The organism is Streptomyces sp. NPDC045778, assembly GCF_056431945.1.
On sequence record NZ_JBWKJZ010000056.1, the window covers coordinates 1 to 16,243 of the forward strand.

A 16,243-nucleotide genomic window follows, 5' to 3' on the forward strand; every position below is an offset into this window, starting at 1 on the left:
TCCTGCACACCTACAACCACCACCGCTGCCACACCGCACTCGGCGGCCACCCACCCATCAGCCGCGTGAACAACCCTGCGGGTCAATACACCTAGCCCTTGTCACATGCGCACCGCTGATCTCTTGGCCCGTAATTGATCGGCTTCCTGCACTTGGGGCAGTCCCGCAGCACCGTCATGACGGAGGTGTCCATCAAGCTCTCTCCACCTCCGCACCATGCACGCCGGATGCGTGATCGCGAACCAGGGTGCTGGCCCTGCTGGCTGCGCGAAGGTCGTCAGCCGCGATGGCTCGGGCACGGTCGGTCCAAGCCGACGCGCACTGCGCGCACCCCGGGGCGGGCGCGCAGTCGAGCAGCCAAGCCCGGTAACCGACGGGCAGCTCAATGGGGATGGGGTCCGGATAGGTCTGTGTCCTGGGAGGCATGTGCCCCATCGTCAGGGCCTCCGCGCAGGTCAGCTAGGGCGTTTCCCGTTGCCGCAAAAGGTCATCCCTGGCCGCTTCCAGGAAGGCTTTCACGTCGTCACCGCAGAGGGCGTGTTCTGCGAATCCGTCGAACTTGGCCACGTACAGGGCAACGTCCTTGGGGTCGGTCACGACCACGTCGGCATGCACCGTCTCCACAGATACGGCCCGGTCGTCACGGATGACGAAGGCATGGTTCGGGATGTCGTGCTTGGGCCCCGCGAGGGGCACGACCCGGATGTCCACGTTGGGCAGGCGGGACAGGGTGATCAACCGGTCTATCTGCCCGGCCATGACGAGTGGCGGCACGATCAGCCAGCGGAGCACTGGCTCCGTGACGACGAAGCAGAGGGTCTTACCCTCGTCATACAGCACCTGTTGCCGCTCCAGGCGGGCACTGATGGTGCGCCGGACCGTCTCCTCCGTCAGGTCGTCGTGGCGCGACAGGATGGCCCGCATGTACTCCGGAGTCTGGAGCAGGCCCGGCACCAATGCGGGTTGGAAGAGCCTGAGAAGGCTCATGCGGGCCTCTACGGCCTGTAGCCGCTTCTGCGCCTTGTGGAGTCCCACGCGCTGGATCAGACGCCACGCCGTGGCCTCTGTGGCCACGGCCCGCGCGGCCTCCATGTACTCCGCCTTGACCTCATCCGAGACTCCGATAGCGGTAAGGACACGGTCTACGTCATCGGCACTTGGGGCGAGCTTCCCCGTTTCGATCTTGCTGAGCTTGCTCGCGGACATGACGGCGCCGCGAGCCACTGCCTTGGCCTCCTTGCCAGAGGCTTGCCGCAGGCCCCGCAGCGCCGCGCCCAACTCCGAACGGTTCACTCCCTGTGTTCTGCCCACCAGTCCGCGAAGGGCACCGCGTGTGCGAGTGCCGTGTCCTTGTATGTGACGTACTCAGCTCCTCGGTCATCGGGGAGTACGTCAGCCCCGACGAACTTCCCGTCATCGCTGTAGTGCATCGGCGCGGCCGTGACCGAGTCGAACAGCCAGAAGTCCCCCACACCAGGCAGGGGGTTGGGCCGATCGGTCACGTCGAGGATGAAGAACTCCTCCCCTGCCATGGCATTCGTCGCGTAGCCCCAGCCCAGTTCGAACCGCAGGTAGGGAGTCAACGGTCGCCTCAGGATGTGGACGCGGTACATGCGTCGTCCGGCATCCACATGCCCTTTGACCTCGTCGAGCCAGTCGGAGTTGTAGTCAGCGGGCTTCGCCTGCCCGTCGAGGAACAGCCTGTACGCGTCCACGCTGCCCGACTGGCTGTAGTCGTCCAAGGTCTCCAGTCGGAACGCCTCACGGTCGAAGGCGTCGAAGAGACTTCCCAGGGTCCTAGCCAAGCCGGTCACCGAACGCCTTCTCGATCAGGTCCATGGGGATCTCCACAAGCGTCTCGTGGGCGGGGATCGTCAAGCCGTGGTCGGTGGGCGTCTCGCCCTGCACCAGGATCGTTCCCCGGTCCGTCTTGTAGATGGTGGGGCAGTCCTTCTTGTCGCACACCGACGCGAGCTCGGTGACCTTCATGGTGTCCCCTTCCCGGTGGCTCCACAGCGTTTGTTCGATCGTTTCGGGGACTCACCCAGGGAGGCAAGGGCATGGAGTTGCAGGAACGGGAAACCGCCCAGCGTGCACCCCAAGCCTGATGCTTCCCCGGCCGAACAAGGGCTAGCAGTGCTGCTCCAACCAGGGCAGACCACTGACGATCATGGGGAAATGCTGGGGAGGTCCCCACCAGGAGAAGTGTTCGTACAGGCCAGAGCCGTATGAGCTGTGAAGCACGCAGATTTACGAAGGCACGAATCAGGTGCAGCGCATCGTCATGGCGCGCAACCTGCCGTAACGCCGCTCGCGTCGCCCCCTTCCCGTGCGTACGGGGAGGGGGCGACCGCCTTTTCGCGGGGCGGGCGGGTGCGCGCCCGCCGCGCGTCAGGCGAAGAACTCCGTCAGCTTCGCCGTCACCTGGTCCGGCTGCTCCTCGGGGAGGTAGTGGCCGCTGTCCTCGATCCGCTCGACGTGGACGTCGGTGGCGTGGCCGGGCAGGGTGGCGGTCAAGTAGTCGTAGTTGTGGTGGCCCGCGAGCGCGAGGACGGGGGCGGTCACCCGGTCGTACGTCTCGAAGTCCTCGATGTCCTGGCGGAACGCCTGGTACCAGGCGTTGCCCGCGCGGATCGCGTCGGGCGTGGCGTAGGCCGCGGCGTACACCGCCCGCGAGCGCTCGTCGATGGAGGCCTGGTCGGTGAGCATGTAGCCGAAGAGCCAGTCGTTGAGGATGCCGATCCGGCCTTCGACGAGTTGCTCCGGCAGGCCCTTGACCTGGTTGAAGGCGAACCACCACAGGTATATGCCGGGCGCGGTCTCCCAGTCGGTCCCGGCGGCGGCCGTCGGGAGCAGGGTGAGCCGGCGCAGGCTCGGGTCGGGGTGGGCCACGTCCAGGAGGGCCAGCTTCCGGGTGGCCTCGGGGTGGTTGGCGGCGAAGGCGTGGGCGACCATCGCGCCGATGTCGTGCCCGGCGACGTACACCCGGTCGTGGCCGAGGTGGCGGACCAGCTCGTGGATGTCCCGGGCCATCGTCTTCTTGTCGTAGCCGGACTCCGGCTTGGCGGAGCCGCCCATGCCGCGCAGGTCCACGGCGATGACGCGGTAGCGGCGGGCGAGGGCCGGCATGATCTTGTGGAACTGCCACCAGGTCTGCGGCCAGCCGCCGAGCAGGACGAGCGGGTCGCCGCTGCCGCCCGCGACGTAGTGCAGCCGGACGCCGTTCACCTCGGCGTACGCGCTGGTGAAGTCCCCCTCCAGGGAGCGGGCCAGCTCCTCGTCGGTGGGCACGGAGTTCACGGTGTCGGACATGGCGTCTCCTCGGACAGCTCTGGACTGGTTCCGGACTGGTCTTGGACCGGTTTTGGACTGGTCAGTTCATAACCTCTGCGAGGACGGTAGCCCATTTGGACCGGTCGTTCAAGAACGGGGGACGACGAAGGGGCGCGGCCCGAGAGCCGCGCCCCTGGCGCCTGGTGATGATCCGTCAGCCGTCGAGCTGCTCCAGGGTCGCGATCGACGGGCCCCTGCTGGCCTTGGCCGCGCGGGCCACGTCCTCCGCGGCGCCGAGCACCCGGACCGCGTTCCGCCAGGTCAGCTTGGCGAGGTCGGGTGCGGACCAGCCGCGGTCGAGCAGCTCCGCGACCAGGTTCGGATAGCCGGAGACGTCGTCGAGGCCGGAGGGGGTGAACGCCGTGCCGTCGTAGTCCCCGCCGATCCCGATGTGGTCGATGCCCGCGACCTCCCGCATGTGGTCGAGGTGGTCGGCCACCGTCGCGGCGGTGGCGACCGGACGCGGGTGCGACTCCTCGAAGGCCGCGTGCACCTTCATGGCCTCCGGGGTGGTGTCCAGGTGGTGGAAGCCGTGCGCCCGCATGTTGTCGTCGGCCGCGAGGGTCCAGTCGACCGCCTCCTGGAGGACGAACTTCGGTACGAAGGTCGCCATCGCCACGCCGCCGTTCGCGGGCAGCCGCTCCAGGACGTCGTCCGGGACGTTGCGCGGGTGGTCGCACACCGCGCGCGCCGAGGAATGCGAGAAGATCACCGGCGCCTCGGAGGTGTCCAGGGCCGCCCGCATCGTCGTCGCCGCCACGTGCGAGAGGTCCACCAGCATGCCGAGCCGGTTCATCTCGCGCACGACCTCGCGGCCGAACGCGGACAGGCCGCCGACACCCGGGGCGTCCGTCGCCGAGTCCGCCCAGGCGATGTTGTCGTTGTGCGTCAGGGTCATGTAGCGCACGCCGAGCGCGTACAACGCCCGCAGGGTGGCCAGGGAGTTGTTGATCGAGTGGCCGCCCTCGGCGCCCATCAGGGACGCCACGCGGCCCTCCGCGCGGGCCGCCTCCATGTCGGCGGCGGTCAGCGCGGGGCGCAGCTCGGCCGGGTGGCGGGCGAGCAGCCGCTGGACGCAGTCGATCTGCTCCAGCGTCGCGCTGACCGCCTCGTCGCCCGCCATGTCCGTGCGCACGTACACCGACCAGTACTGCGCGCCGACGCAGCCCGCGCGCAGGCGGGCCAGGTCGGTGTGGAGCCGGCCCGTCTGGTCGGCGGCGACGTCCAGCCGGTCGAGGTCGTACCCGGCCTTCTCGCGCAGCGCCCACGGCAGGTCGTTGTGACCGTCCACGACGGGGTACTCGGCGAGCAGGGAACGGGCTCGGGCCAGGGAGTCGGTCAGCTTCGTCATGCGGCCACCCTCCCCTCGATCGCCCGCGCTGTCACGGGGGTCACTTCCCGAAGCCGAAGCCGGACCCCGCGCCCTCGGCCTTGGCGCGCAGGCGCTTGCCCTTCTCGGTCGCCTGGTCGTTCAGCTCCTGCTGGAACTCCCGCATCCGGCCGAGCAGCTCCGAGTCGTGGGCGGCGAGCGTCCGGGCGGCGAGCAGGCCCGCGTTGCGCGCGCCGCCCACCGAGACCGTCGCCACCGGCACGCCCGCGGGCATCTGCACGATGGAGAGCAGGGAGTCCATGCCGTCGAGGTACTTCAGCGGCACCGGGACGCCGATCACCGGCAGCGGGGTCACCGAGGCCAGCATGCCCGGCAGATGCGCGGCGCCGCCCGCGCCCGCGATGATCACCTTCAGGCCGCGGTCCGCGGCCTGCTCGCCGTACGCGATCATCTCGCGCGGCATGCGGTGCGCGGACACCACGTCCACCTCGTACGGGATCTCGAACTCGTCGAGGGCCTTGGCGGCGGCCTCCATGACGGGCCAGTCGGAGTCCGAGCCCATGACGATGCCGACGACGGGGCTGCTCACGGAAGTGCTCATTCGGTGATCGTTCCTCGAAGGTAGCCGGCAGCGTGACGGGCGCGGTCGAGGACCTCGTCCAGGTCGTCGCCGTAGGTGTTGACGTGTCCGACCTTGCGGCCGGGCTTCACGTCCTTGCCGTACATGTGGATCTTCAGCTGCGGGTCGCGCGCCATGCAGTGCAGGTACGCGGTGTACATGTCGGGGTAGTCCCCGCCGAGGACGTTCGCCATGACCGTCCACTTCGCGCGCGGGCGCGGGTCGCCGAGGGGCAGGTCGAGGACCGCGCGGACGTGGTTGGCGAACTGGGAGGTCACGGCGCCGTCCTGCGTCCAGTGGCCGGAATTGTGCGGTCGCATCGCCAGCTCGTTGACCAGGACGCGGCCGTCGCGGGTCTCGAACAGCTCGACGGCGAGGTGCCCGACCACGCCCAGCTCCTGGGCCACGCGGAGCGCCAGCTCCTGGGCCCGTCCCGCCAGCTCGTCACCGAGGCCGGGGGCGGGCGCGATCACGGTGTCGCAGACGCCGTCGACCTGCCGGGACTCCACCACCGGGTACGCCACGGCCTGGCCGTGCGGCGAGCGCACGACGTTCGCCGCCAGCTCCCTGGCGAAGTCGACCATCTCCTCCGCGAGGACCGGCACGCCCGCGCGGAACGGCTCGGCGGCGTCGGCGGCGGAGCGTACGACCCAGACGCCCTTGCCGTCGTACCCGCCGCGCACGGTCTTCAGGATGACCGGGAAACCGTCACCCCCGTCACCCTCCGTGGCCCCTTCCGCCGCGAAGGCCACGACGTCCGCCGGGTCCGCCACGATGCGGTGGCGGGGGCAGGGCACCCCCAGCGCATCCAGCTTGGCGCGCATCACCCCCTTGTCCTGGGCGTGCACCAACGCGTCGGGCCCCGGGCGCACGGGGATGCCGTCCGCCTCCAGGGCCCGTAGATGCTCGGTGGGTACGTGTTCGTGATCGAAGGTGATCACGTCGCAACCCCGCGCGAAGTCACGCAGCGTGTCCAGGTCGCGATAGTCGCCGATGACGACGTCGCTGACGACCTGCGCCGCGGAATCCTGCGGAGTGTCACTGAGGAGCTTGAACCTGATGCCTAGCGGGATGCCCGCCTCGTGGGTCATACGAGCGAGCTGGCCCCCGCCGACCATGCCGACTACCGGGAACGTCACACCCACAGGGTATCGGCCATCCGGGAACGGCCCGATCCCGTGCTCCGGAGTCACAGGCGTGCCACGGATCGAGCGGCGTCCCCGCGCGCCGGAGGGAGGGGCTGGTTAGCATGGCTGGGTTGACGCGACCGGGGAAACCGCAAACAAGGCGGCAGCGCGATCGGCACCACGGCCCGACCGGCACGACCGGCCGGTACGGCCGGCACCGACTTCGACATCGACGAGACGACCGATGGACACCGACCACGGGGGCTGGGGCGACCAACCATGACGGACCGCGGCGCACTTCGGGTGCGACTGGACCAGTTCACACGGGAAGTGGCCAAGTTCGGGGCCGTGGGCGCGGTGGGGACGCTGATCAACTTCGCCGTCTTCAACTTCGTACGCCACGTCACCGACCTCCAGGTGGTGCGCGCCAGCGTCATCGCGACGGTGGTCGCGATCTGCTGCAACTACGTGGGCTTCCGCTACTTCACCTACCGCGACCGGGACAAGAGCGGCCGCACCAAGGAGCTGACGCTCTTCCTGCTGTTCAGCGTCGTCGGCCTGGTGATCGAGAACGGCGTCCTGTACGTCGCGACGTACGGGTTCGGCTGGGACAGCAAGCTCCAGGCGAACGTCTTCAAGTTCCTCGGCATGGGCATCGCCACGCTGTTCCGCTTCTGGTCGTACCGCACCTGGGTGTTCAAGGCGCTGCCCGCGCGCGCGGCGGTCGCGGATGCGGAATCGTTCCTGGAGGACGCTCCGGAGGCCGACGGCGGCCGGGAGCCCGCGTCGGGCGGCCGGCGCCCCGTCTGACCCACGCCTACGGCCCTCGCCGACCGGGCCCTCGCCGGCCGGCGCCAGGGCGTGCTCAGCGCACCGTCTCGCCCTCGTGGCGCTCCTCCCGGTGCGTCGGCGTACGCGAGAGGAACAGGCCGAAGACCGGCGGCTTCGCCTGGAGCATCTCCAGGCGGCCCCCGTCCGCCTCGGCCAGATCGCGGGCCACGGCGAGGCCGATCCCTGTCGAATTGCGGCCGCTGATGGTGCGCTCGAAGATCCGCGCGCCGAGGTCGGCGGGCACGCCGGGGCCGCTGTCCGTGACCTCGACGACGGCCTGGTTGCCGGTGACGCGGGTGCGCAGGGCCACGGTGCCGCCGCCGTGCATCAGGGAGTTCTCGATCAGCGCCGCCAGGACCTGGGCGACCGCGCCGGGCGTGCCCACGGCCTCCAGGTGGCGCTTGCCCGAGCTGACGATGGCGCGGCCCGCGCTGCGGTAGGCGGGGCGCCACTCCTCCAGCTGCTGCTTGATCACCTCGTCCAGGTCGAAGGAGACCGCGGAGCCCGTGCGCGGGTCGCGGGAGTTGGTGAGCAGCCGCTCCACGACGTCGGTGAGCCGCTCCACCTGCGTCAGGGCGATCGTGGCCTCCTCCTTCACCGTGTCCAGGTCGTCGGTCACGGCGACCTCCTCCAGGCGCATGGACAGGGCGGTCAGCGGGGTGCGCAGCTGGTGCGAGGCGTCGGCGGCGAGGCGGCGCTCGGCGGTGAGCATGCGGGCGATCCGCTCCGCGCTCGCGTCCAGGACGTCCGCGACCCGGTCCAGCTCCGGCACGCCGTAGCGGCGGTGGCGGGGGCGCGGGTCGCCCGAGCCCAGGCGTTCGGCGGTCTCCGCGAGGTCGGTGAGCGGGGATGCGAGGCGGTTCGCCTGGCGTACGGCGAGCAGGACCGCGGCCACGATGGCCAGCAGGGCGACGCCGCCGATGATCAGCAGGGTGCGGCCGACCTCCTGGGTGACGGCGGTGCGGGGCTCCTCGACGGTGACCTTCTCGCCCTCCTCGCCGTCCTCCACGGCCTGGATGACGTCGCCCGTCGGGCGGGTGCCGACCTCGATGGGGGCGCGGCCGGGGATGTCGATGCGGGCGTACCGGTCGGTGTCCACCTGCTCCCGCAGGATCGCCCCGCTGACCCGCTCGTCGCTGATCAGCCGGCTGTCCACGATGCTCGCGAGGCGGACGGCCTCGGAGTTCACGCGCTCCTGGGCGCTGTTGCTGATCGTGCGGGTCTCGACGATCACCAGGGAGACGCCGAAGACGGCGATCACCACAAGTACGACGGCGAGGGTCGAGTTGATGAGACGACGACGCACGGGGCCCTCCGGCCGGGCAGGGGGACGGACCTGACCAGTGTGCCCCTCCCCCGCGGGGGCCTGGTGCCCCCGGGCCCTTGCCCTGGCCTGGGCGGGGCCTCGTGTTCCGGTTGCCCGGGGCCTGGGGCTGCGCCCCCGCCTGCCCGCGCGGCCGCCGGGAAACGCCTACGACTTCTCGAAGCGGAAGCCGACCCCTCGGACCGTGGCGATGTAGCGCGGGTTCGCCGCGTCGTCGCCGAGCTTCTTGCGGAGCCAGGAGATGTGCATGTCGAGGGTCTTGGTGGAGGACCACCACGTGGTGTCCCAGACCTCGCGCATCAGCTGGTCCCGGGTGACGACCCGGCCCGCGTCCCGGACGAGTACGCGCAGGAGGTCGAACTCCTTCGCCGTGAGCTGGAGTTCCTCCTCGCCCATCCAGGCCCGGTGCGACTCGACGTCGATCCGCACCCCGTGCGTGGCGGGCGGCTGCGCGGGCTCCGTGGCGCCACGCCGCAGCAGGGCCCGGACCCGGGCGAGCAGCTCGGCGAGCCGGAACGGTTTGGTGACGTAGTCGTCGGCGCCCGCGTCGAGCCCGACGACCGTGTCGACCTCGTCGGCGCGCGCGGTGAGGATGAGGATCGGCACCGTGTGCCCCTCGGCGCGCAGCCGCCTCGCGACCTCCAGGCCGTCCATGCCGGGCAGGCCCAGGTCGAGCACGACCAGGTCCACGCTGCCCTGCAGCCCGGCGTCGAGGGCGGTGGGGCCGTCCTCGCGCACTTCGACCTCGTAGCCCTCGCGGCGCAGTGCGCGGGCCAGCGGCTCCGAGATGGACGCGTCGTCCTCGGCGAGCAGTACACGGGTCATGGGGTGATGGTAGTCCGCTGCGGACGGCCGTCGAAGGGTGATCGCCGGGTGCGGGCGCGGCACGGGCCGCGGGTCCGTACGGCACGGCACCCCGCGACCGGAAGATCACAATCCGGGATGCGATCCTTGGGTACATCTTGCAGACACCTTGGAATGTGTTCCATTAGTTCCAAGGTCGCCTGTGATCCATGTCTCAAGTCCTTACAAATCACGCTCTGTCGTGGCGTATGGTGGCGAGACGCCTGTAGCACTACTCAAGGACCTTTGGCCCGCTATTGCGCGCCGAGGGTCTTTTCTGTGTGTGGGCTGGTGATCACCAGCCTGGAAGGAATGACCTGTGGTCGGGCCCCGTTCGCGATGATGCGTCCGGGGTGTGGATCTCGGTGTCGCCGTCTCTCGTGCTCCGCCCAGCGGACCGGACCCTCTCGCAGGCGTGGGGGTGGACGGCCCGGCGCCGGTGCCGACCGCCCCCACCGGGCGCGCCCACGGCGGCTTCGCCGCGCGCGTCCCGACACCACGAGGATCGACCCATGGCGTCCAGCCTGACGAAGGACTCGGCCAGCACTCCTGGCTCCGAGAAGACCTTCTTCGGCCACCCCCGCGGCCTGGCCACTCTCTTCATGACCGAGATGTGGGAGCGCTTCAGCTTCTACGGCATGAAGGCCCTGCTCCCCTTGTACCTGGTCGCGCCCGGCGGCATGGACATGAACGCCGCCACAGCCACGGCGATCTTCTCGATCTACATGGCGATGGTCTACCTGCTCGCCCTGCCGGGCGGCTGGTTCGCGGACCGCCTGTGGGGACCGCGCAAGACGATCACCATAGCCGCTCTGGTGATCATGCTCGGTCACCTCACGCTCGCCCTGCCCGGCCAGGCGATGTTCTTCCTCGGCCTGGTGTTCGTGGCGATCGGCTCCGGCCTGCTCAAGGCCAACATCTCCACGATGGTCGGCCACCTCTACAACGGCCCGGACGACCCCCGCCGCGACGGCGGCTTCACGGTCTTCTACATCGGCATCAACCTCGGCGCCTTCTTCGCCCCGCTGGCCATCGGCACCGTCGGTGAGAAGGTCAACTGGCACCTGGGCTTCGCCATCGCCGCCTTCGGCATGGGCCTCGGCCTGATCCAGTTCCTGCTCGGCGGCCGCCACCTGAGCCCGCAGAGCAGCGTCGTGCCGAAGCCGGTGCCGCGCGCCGAGCTGATGGGCCTGCTGCGCAAGGCCATGCTGTGGATCATCGCCGCCGTGGTCTTCTACGGCGTCGCCGTCGCCACGGACGTCTACACCCTGAACTGGGCCATCGTCCCGATCACGGTCTCCGGTCTGCTCATCCCGATCTGGGTGCTCACCAAGATCAAGCGCGACAAGACGCTCGACCAGACCGAGCAGTCCAAGATGACCGCGTACATCTGGTTCTTCGTGGCCGCCGCCGTCTTCTGGATGATCTACGACCAGGGCGCGTCCACCGTGGCCCTGTTCGGCAAGAACTCCACGGACACCTCGATCTTCGGCTTCGACTTCCCGGTCTCCTGGTTCCAGTCGGTCAACCCGGTCCTGATCATGGCGCTCGCCCCGGTCGTCGCCTGGATCTGGCTGGCGCTCAACAAGCGCGGCCAGGAGCCGAACTCGGTCGTGAAGTTCGCCTCCGGTCTCTTCCTGGTCGGCATCTCCTTCTTCGTCTTCCTGATCCCGCTGTCCATGGCGGGCGACGGCGACAAGGTCGGCGCGTACTGGATCGTCGCGATCTACTTCATCCACACCGTCGGCGAGCTGTGCGTCTCCCCGGTCGGCCTGTCGGTCACCACGAAGATGGCCCCGGAGAAGTACGCCTCGCAGATGCTGGGCGTCTGGTTCCTCGCCGTCACCGCCGGTGACTGCACCACGGGCCTGCTGTCCATCGCCGGCGTCGACCTGAACAAGTCCGGCGTGGTCGCCATGGAGGCGACGATGGCGGTCATCGCGGCCGTCGCGGTGTTCATGTACCGCCGGAAGGTCAAGGCGCTCATGGGCGACGTCCACTGAGCGCTTCGCCGGGAGGCAGTGTCGAACCTGCGGGCCGTCCGTGGCTGGTCGCGCCCCCGCGGCGGAGCCGCACACGGGCACAGCCCCGCGCCCCTTCGGGGCGCCCCCCCCCCCCGCGGCGGACCACATCTGCCCGCCGCACGCCCCGCCTGTACGAACTGAGGGCCGCCGCACCACCCGGTGCGGTGGCCCTCGGGCGTTTCCCGGGCGCCGCGCGGCCGGTCGCTGGAGCATCGGGCCATGACCGTACGTCGTACGCTCCTGGCCCTCGCCCTGTGCGGCACGCTCCTGTCCTCCAGCGCGGCCGCCGAGGCCTCGCACGCGCCCGCCCGTGAGCGGCCGGGGCGCGTGTACTCCTACGGGCCGCATCCGCGCCAGACCGTGACCGTGTACGGCGACGGCGGCACGGCCCTGGTGGTCCTGCACGGCGGCTCGTGGGCGCGGGACACGGACTGGAGCGGCTGGTCCCGGTGGTTCGCCGCGCGCGGCTTCACCGTGTACGAGGCCGACTACCGGCTCTCCTCGGACGCCGTCTGGCCCGCCCAGCGCGACGACGTCCTGGCCGCGCTGCGCTGGGTCGCCCGCCGCGAGGGGGCCGGCGCGGCCCGGCCCCTGCTGCTCGGCTCGTCGGCGGGCGGGCACCTCGCGGTGAGCGTGGGGGCGTACCGCGAGGGCCGCGCGTATGCCCGGGGCGTGGCCGCCCTCTCCCCCGTCGCCTCGCCCTACCGGGCCTGGCGCGACGGCACCCGGCCCGGTGCCACGGCCCAGCGCCGGGCGCTCGCGGGGGCGGCGAAACGTCTCGCCGGCTGCGATCCGGAGCTGGCCGGGCGGCCCTGCCGGGAGCGGTGGGACGATCTGGCGGCAGCCACGCACGCGTCGGGGACGCGGGACGCTGCGCTGTACCTGGCGCACTCGGAGGGTGACTTCGTGCCGCCCGCGCACTCCGCCGGCCTCGCGGCGGCGCAGCGGCGCGCGGGGCTGCGGGATGTGACCGTACGCACCCTGCCCGGCGCGGCGCACGGTGGTGCGCTGCTGCGGGAGCGGGGGCTCGCCGCCGGTGTCCTGCGGTGGCTGCGGGGGCATGCCGGGGCCTCCGGCCGGTGATCAGCTGCTGGTCCGTCGTGGCCGGTCGCGCAGTTCCCCGCGCCCCCCTTGCGGGGGCTTCGGCGCGCGGAGCGGTCCTGCCGCGGGCGGGTCGGGGACTCCCCCGGACTGTGATCAGGTGCTGGTTCGTCGTGGCTGGTCGCGCAGTTCCCCGCGCCCCCCTTGCGGGGGCTTCGGCGCGCGGAGCGGTCCTGCCGCGGGCGGGTCGGGGACTCCCGCGGCCGGTGATCAGCTGCGGGTTCGTCGTGGCTGGTCGCGCAGTTCTCCGCGCCCCCTTGCGGGGGCTTCGGCGGGCGGAGCGGTCCTGCCGGGGGCGCGCCAGGGGCTCCCGCGGCCGGTGATCAGGTGCTGGTTCGTCGTGGCTGAGCGCGCAGTTCCCCGCGCCCCCTTCGGGGCTTCGGTGCGGAGGGCTGTTCCGGCGGGGTGCCCGGGGTGGGGCGGAGGCGGTCGATGATTGCCATGCCTGCGCGGAAGGCCGCCGCGGGTGCGACGAGTGCGAGGAGTACCCAGAACAGCGTCACGCCCCAGGGGCGCCCCACGTCCCACGGCTGCTCGACGAGGACCTCGGTGCCGTACCGGAGCGAGACCAGGTAGTCGCCGTGGGCGCCCGCGGGCAACTCGACCGCCAGCCTGACCCTGGCCTTCGCGCCGGGCGCGATGGTGCCGCGCCACCGCTGCTCCTCCCACTGCGGGGCGAACACGCCGTGGGACGTGCCGACCTGGAAGACGGGGTCCTTGACCGGGGTGGTGCCCAGATTGCCCACGGTGACCACGAGCCGCCGCGACGGCGGGGCGCCGAACCACGTCAGGACGCCGCTCGCCCCGTCGAGCCGGGAGTCCGCGAGCACGGCGAGCCGCCCGCCGCCAGGCTTCGCCAGCGGCTTCACCGGGTGCCCCGCGACCGTGAACGCCGCGTCCACGGCGGCCTTCTCACCGGTCACCGTGGCGACGTGCACGACGCACGGGCAAGGCCTCGGCGGCTCGGCGACGGGCAGCCGCTCGCGGAAGGTGCCGTCGCCGCTGGTGGTGACGGCCCGGCCCTCGGCGTTGGCACAGGAGGCGGTGCCGCCGGGCACCCCGGCCGCGGGCGTGCCCTGCCCGCAGACGAGCATCGTGAGCAGCGCGCGGGGCCGCCACCTCTCGCCGGTCACGGTGACCGAGCCACCGGTCCCGGCCTGGGACTTCGAGAGCTTCACCGACGGCTTCGGCTCGGCCGCGGCGCCCGGCACCGCCCCGAGCAGGGCGAAGACCAGGGCAAGGACCAAAGCGGCCGCGCGGGCGCGCATCGCCCGTGTCCCCGCCCTCAGCGCGGCGCCTGGTTGCGGCGCGTCAGCCACAGCACTCCGGCCGCGCCCGCGAGCAGCACCGTGCCGCCGAGCGTGCCGAGGGCGATCGCGGAGTCCGCGGGTCCGGTCTGCGGCAGGTCCTCGCCGCCGGACGGCGTGCCCTGCGAGCCGTCGGACCGGTCACCCGAGCCGGCGCCGGAGCCCTCGTCGGAGCCCGAGCCGGAGCCCTTATCGGAGCCCGAGCCCGGCCCTGAGCCGCCCGCCTTCACGGTCAGGGTCAGCGACGGCTTCGGGTCGTTGCCGGGCGTGCACGTCGTCGTCGTACCGAGTGCCCTGATGGTGAGGACCCCGGCGGTGAAGGTCACCTTGCCGGACTTCTTGGGCGTGTAGGTGCCCGTCAGGGTGCTGATCTTGATGGGCTTGTTGGCCGGTACGGGCGCGGAGTTCGCAGGCCCGGAGACCGGGACGGTGCCGCTCTCCGCGCCGCCCAGCTCGATGAGCGCACTCGGCTTCATGGCGCCCTTGCCCAGCTCGACGGGGCTGGACGAGACGCCCTTCTGGAAGGACATCGTGAGCTTGTAGGCGCCGCCGCTCCTGACGCTCTTGATGTCGATCGGCGAGACGGCGCCCTTGTTCCCGATGGGCGTCTTGCACTGGTAGTCGACGTCCTGGACCTCGGCCCGTGCGGCGGGGGCGGTCAGCAGCAGAGCCGATCCGGCCAGGGCGGCGGTGAGTGCGAGCGCGGTGGGTTTCCTCTGGTACGGCACCTCGTGGTCCCCTCATGCCGGTGGCGAGATCCGTGCCGCGCGCACTGATTTGCTGACGGCACATCAGATCGGGCGCTCAAGGTACGCCGGGGACCTTGTCGAGGGAAGACAAAGGACGCGCCGGATCCGTGGAGATCCGGCGCGTCCTGTGAACCGCGGGTAACCCTTGTGACGTCGGGCGCGGGCGCTAGCTCGGCGCCCCCAGCTCCGCCCACACCGTCTTGCCCGTCGCCCCGGGGGTCCGCACGACCCCCCAGTTCAGACAGAGCCGCTGCACGATGAACATGCCGTGCCCGCCGGGCCGCCCGGCCCGGTGCGGCGTGCGCGGCGCGGGCTGCCCCGCACCGCGGTCGGAGACCTCGATGCGCAGCACCTTCTTGCCGTTGTCGCAGGACAGCCAGAGTTCGTCGGGGCCCTCGGCGTGCAGGCAGGCGTTGGTCACCAGTTCGGAGACCACGAGCAGGACGTCCTCCGCCGCGGCACGCCGGTCGGCACCGGCCGCGGGCAGCCAGCCCCAGGCGCGCAGCGCCTCGCGGGTGAAGTCCCGCGAGAGCGGGACCACGCCGCTGGCGCCGTCCAGGCTCAGCCTGCGGACCTGGCGGCCCGCGGACCCGGGGGCGGCCGCGTGCGCGGGAGCGTCCGCGACCGCGGCCTCCGGCTCCGGGCCACGGTCGCCCGGCGAGTAAGGCCGGGTGGCGCTCATCAGCACTTCACCTCACCGACAAGAGGACTCTGGACAAGTGACGGACCACGGGAGCCCGGCGGCGGGCCTTCCGCCCGCCCGGCCGTTCCCCGGCCGCTTGCCGTTTCTGACGTTTGATCCGACGCCGGCCGGCTGTGCCGATCCGACGCTGGTCTGTTGTTCGGCCCGGCGCCCGCCGGACGACGGCCGACTCCGGATTCAGGGTGACTTCTGCCCGGCCGAACCGGACGAACACCCATGGATTCGGTGGGAACCCTGTGACAGTGGTAACGCATTGGTCACGCAGTGACAACTGACACATAACGCTTCGCGTCACAGACCACATAACCCCCCACACACCCCGTACCCCCCATGAAGAGAGGTCCGGCTCAGTCGGCCAGCGCCGCTTCGAGCGTCTCGTGGACGGTGAAGACGGCGTCGGCACCAGTGATCTCGAACACCCGGGCCACCACCGGCAGCATCCCCGCGAGGTGCACACCGCCTCCCGCGGCCTCGGCCTTGAGGCGGGCCCCGAGGAGCACGTTGAGACCCGTGGAATCACAGAACTCCAACTGTGAGCAGTCGACCACGAGGCGCGAGAAGCCCTCGTCGACGCAGCCCTCGAGCGGCTCGCGCAGCAGATCGGCCGTGTGGTGATCCAACTCACCCGCCGGAGTCACGACGGCGCTGCGGCCCTCTTTCCGGACTTCGACCAGAAGCCGGCCCCTGTGTGCGCTGCCGACCGTCCCGCGGTCCATGCCGTCACTCTCTTCCGACCGTTGGGTTGTTACTGGCGCGCGCCGTGACGCGCGATGACGCCCTTGAACATTACGCCTTCCGTACGCCGCGGGGTACCCGAACATCCCCCCGAATTCGGACATTTCGCCACGCAACGCACTTGCGACTCCGCGCCGGAAGCGGGTAGGGGTAGAAGAGACAACACCCGACCCGGACGGCCATGGAGGCGCCGCACACCGCAGTGCACGTAGTGGCA

The 16,243-nt window shown here is 71.1% G+C and carries 16 protein-coding genes; 3 read left to right on the forward strand and 13 right to left on the reverse strand.

The window, feature by feature from the left end; all coding sequences use genetic code 11:
* Window positions 1-459 precede the first annotated feature (459 nt).
* The 7 genes from AC07GB_RS38260 to AC07GB_RS38290 form a co-directional block, all read right to left on the reverse strand.
* Window positions 460-1,293, reverse strand: a complete 834-nt coding sequence (locus AC07GB_RS38260; RefSeq protein WP_478853913.1) for a helix-turn-helix domain-containing protein — start codon at window positions 1,291-1,293, stop codon at window positions 460-462.
* Window positions 1,290-1,814 (reverse strand): DUF6879 family protein, encoded by a 525-nt coding sequence (locus tag AC07GB_RS38265; protein WP_478853915.1) that lies wholly within the window; start codon window positions 1,812-1,814, stop codon window positions 1,290-1,292. The genes AC07GB_RS38260 and AC07GB_RS38265 overlap by 4 nt, the downstream gene beginning before the upstream one ends.
* Entirely contained in the window at window positions 1,798-1,989 is a 192-nt protein-coding gene (locus tag AC07GB_RS38270; protein WP_478853917.1) for a hypothetical protein, read from the reverse strand. The genes AC07GB_RS38265 and AC07GB_RS38270 overlap by 17 nt, the downstream gene beginning before the upstream one ends.
* A gap of 402 nt (window positions 1,990-2,391) precedes the next feature.
* Entirely contained in the window at window positions 2,392-3,312 is a 921-nt protein-coding gene (locus tag AC07GB_RS38275; protein ID WP_478853919.1) for an alpha/beta fold hydrolase, read from the reverse strand.
* Between the two features lie 175 nt (window positions 3,313-3,487).
* On the reverse strand, window positions 3,488-4,684 hold the full coding sequence (locus AC07GB_RS38280) for a dipeptidase (protein ID WP_478853921.1): 1,197 nt from the start codon (window positions 4,682-4,684) through the stop codon (window positions 3,488-3,490).
* Window positions 4,685-4,724: 40 nt separating this feature from the next.
* Window positions 4,725-5,264, reverse strand: coding sequence for a 5-(carboxyamino)imidazole ribonucleotide mutase (purE, locus tag AC07GB_RS38285; RefSeq protein ID WP_478853923.1), 540 nt, complete (start codon window positions 5,262-5,264; stop codon window positions 4,725-4,727).
* The gene (locus tag AC07GB_RS38290; protein ID WP_478853926.1) at window positions 5,261-6,421 is read right to left on the reverse strand and encodes a 5-(carboxyamino)imidazole ribonucleotide synthase; all 1,161 of its coding nucleotides are present in this window, start codon (window positions 6,419-6,421) and stop codon (window positions 5,261-5,263) included. The genes purE and AC07GB_RS38290 overlap by 4 nt, the downstream gene beginning before the upstream one ends.
* Window positions 6,422-6,688: 267 nt before the next feature.
* Between AC07GB_RS38290 and AC07GB_RS38295 the strand changes: the two genes are divergently transcribed.
* Complete coding sequence (locus AC07GB_RS38295) at window positions 6,689-7,219, forward strand: GtrA family protein (protein WP_478853928.1); 531 nt, start codon at window positions 6,689-6,691, stop codon at window positions 7,217-7,219.
* Between the two features lie 55 nt (window positions 7,220-7,274).
* On the opposite strand, the gene AC07GB_RS38300 is transcribed toward AC07GB_RS38295, so the two are convergent.
* Together AC07GB_RS38300 and AC07GB_RS38305 are read right to left on the reverse strand one after the other, a co-directional pair.
* Window positions 7,275-8,546, reverse strand: coding sequence for an ATP-binding protein (locus AC07GB_RS38300; RefSeq protein WP_478853930.1), 1,272 nt, complete (start codon window positions 8,544-8,546; stop codon window positions 7,275-7,277).
* A 165-nt stretch (window positions 8,547-8,711) separates the two neighbouring features.
* A complete protein-coding gene (locus tag AC07GB_RS38305; RefSeq protein WP_016644465.1) occupies window positions 8,712-9,389 on the reverse strand; it encodes a response regulator transcription factor in 678 nt (225 codons plus the stop codon).
* Between the two features lie 530 nt (window positions 9,390-9,919).
* On the opposite strand from AC07GB_RS38305, the gene AC07GB_RS38310 reads away from it, so the two are divergent.
* Entirely contained in the window at window positions 9,920-11,410 is a 1,491-nt protein-coding gene (locus tag AC07GB_RS38310) for a peptide MFS transporter (RefSeq protein ID WP_478853932.1), read from the forward strand.
* 240 nt (window positions 11,411-11,650) lie between these two features.
* Window positions 11,651-12,514, forward strand: coding sequence for an alpha/beta hydrolase family protein (locus tag AC07GB_RS38315; protein WP_478853934.1), 864 nt, complete (start codon window positions 11,651-11,653; stop codon window positions 12,512-12,514).
* A gap of 341 nt (window positions 12,515-12,855) precedes the next feature.
* Here the strand turns inward: AC07GB_RS38315 and AC07GB_RS38320 are convergent, their stop codons facing one another.
* The 4 genes from AC07GB_RS38320 to AC07GB_RS38335 all read right to left on the reverse strand — a co-directional run bounded on the left by AC07GB_RS38320 (window position 12,856) and on the right by AC07GB_RS38335 (window position 16,007).
* A complete protein-coding gene (locus tag AC07GB_RS38320) occupies window positions 12,856-13,800 on the reverse strand; it encodes a hypothetical protein (protein WP_478853935.1) in 945 nt (314 codons plus the stop codon).
* A gap of 17 nt (window positions 13,801-13,817) precedes the next feature.
* A complete protein-coding gene (locus AC07GB_RS38325) occupies window positions 13,818-14,567 on the reverse strand; it encodes an LPXTG cell wall anchor domain-containing protein (RefSeq protein ID WP_478853936.1) in 750 nt (249 codons plus the stop codon).
* 187 nt (window positions 14,568-14,754) lie between these two features.
* Window positions 14,755-15,270 carry an ATP-binding protein gene (locus tag AC07GB_RS38330; RefSeq protein ID WP_478853937.1) on the reverse strand — a complete coding sequence of 172 codons (516 nt, stop codon included), beginning with the start codon at window positions 15,268-15,270 and terminating at the stop codon, window positions 14,755-14,757.
* A 368-nt stretch (window positions 15,271-15,638) separates the two neighbouring features.
* Window positions 15,639-16,007 carry an STAS domain-containing protein gene (locus AC07GB_RS38335; protein ID WP_478853939.1) on the reverse strand — a complete coding sequence of 123 codons (369 nt, stop codon included), beginning with the start codon at window positions 16,005-16,007 and terminating at the stop codon, window positions 15,639-15,641.
* Window positions 16,008-16,243: the final 236 nt, after the last annotated feature.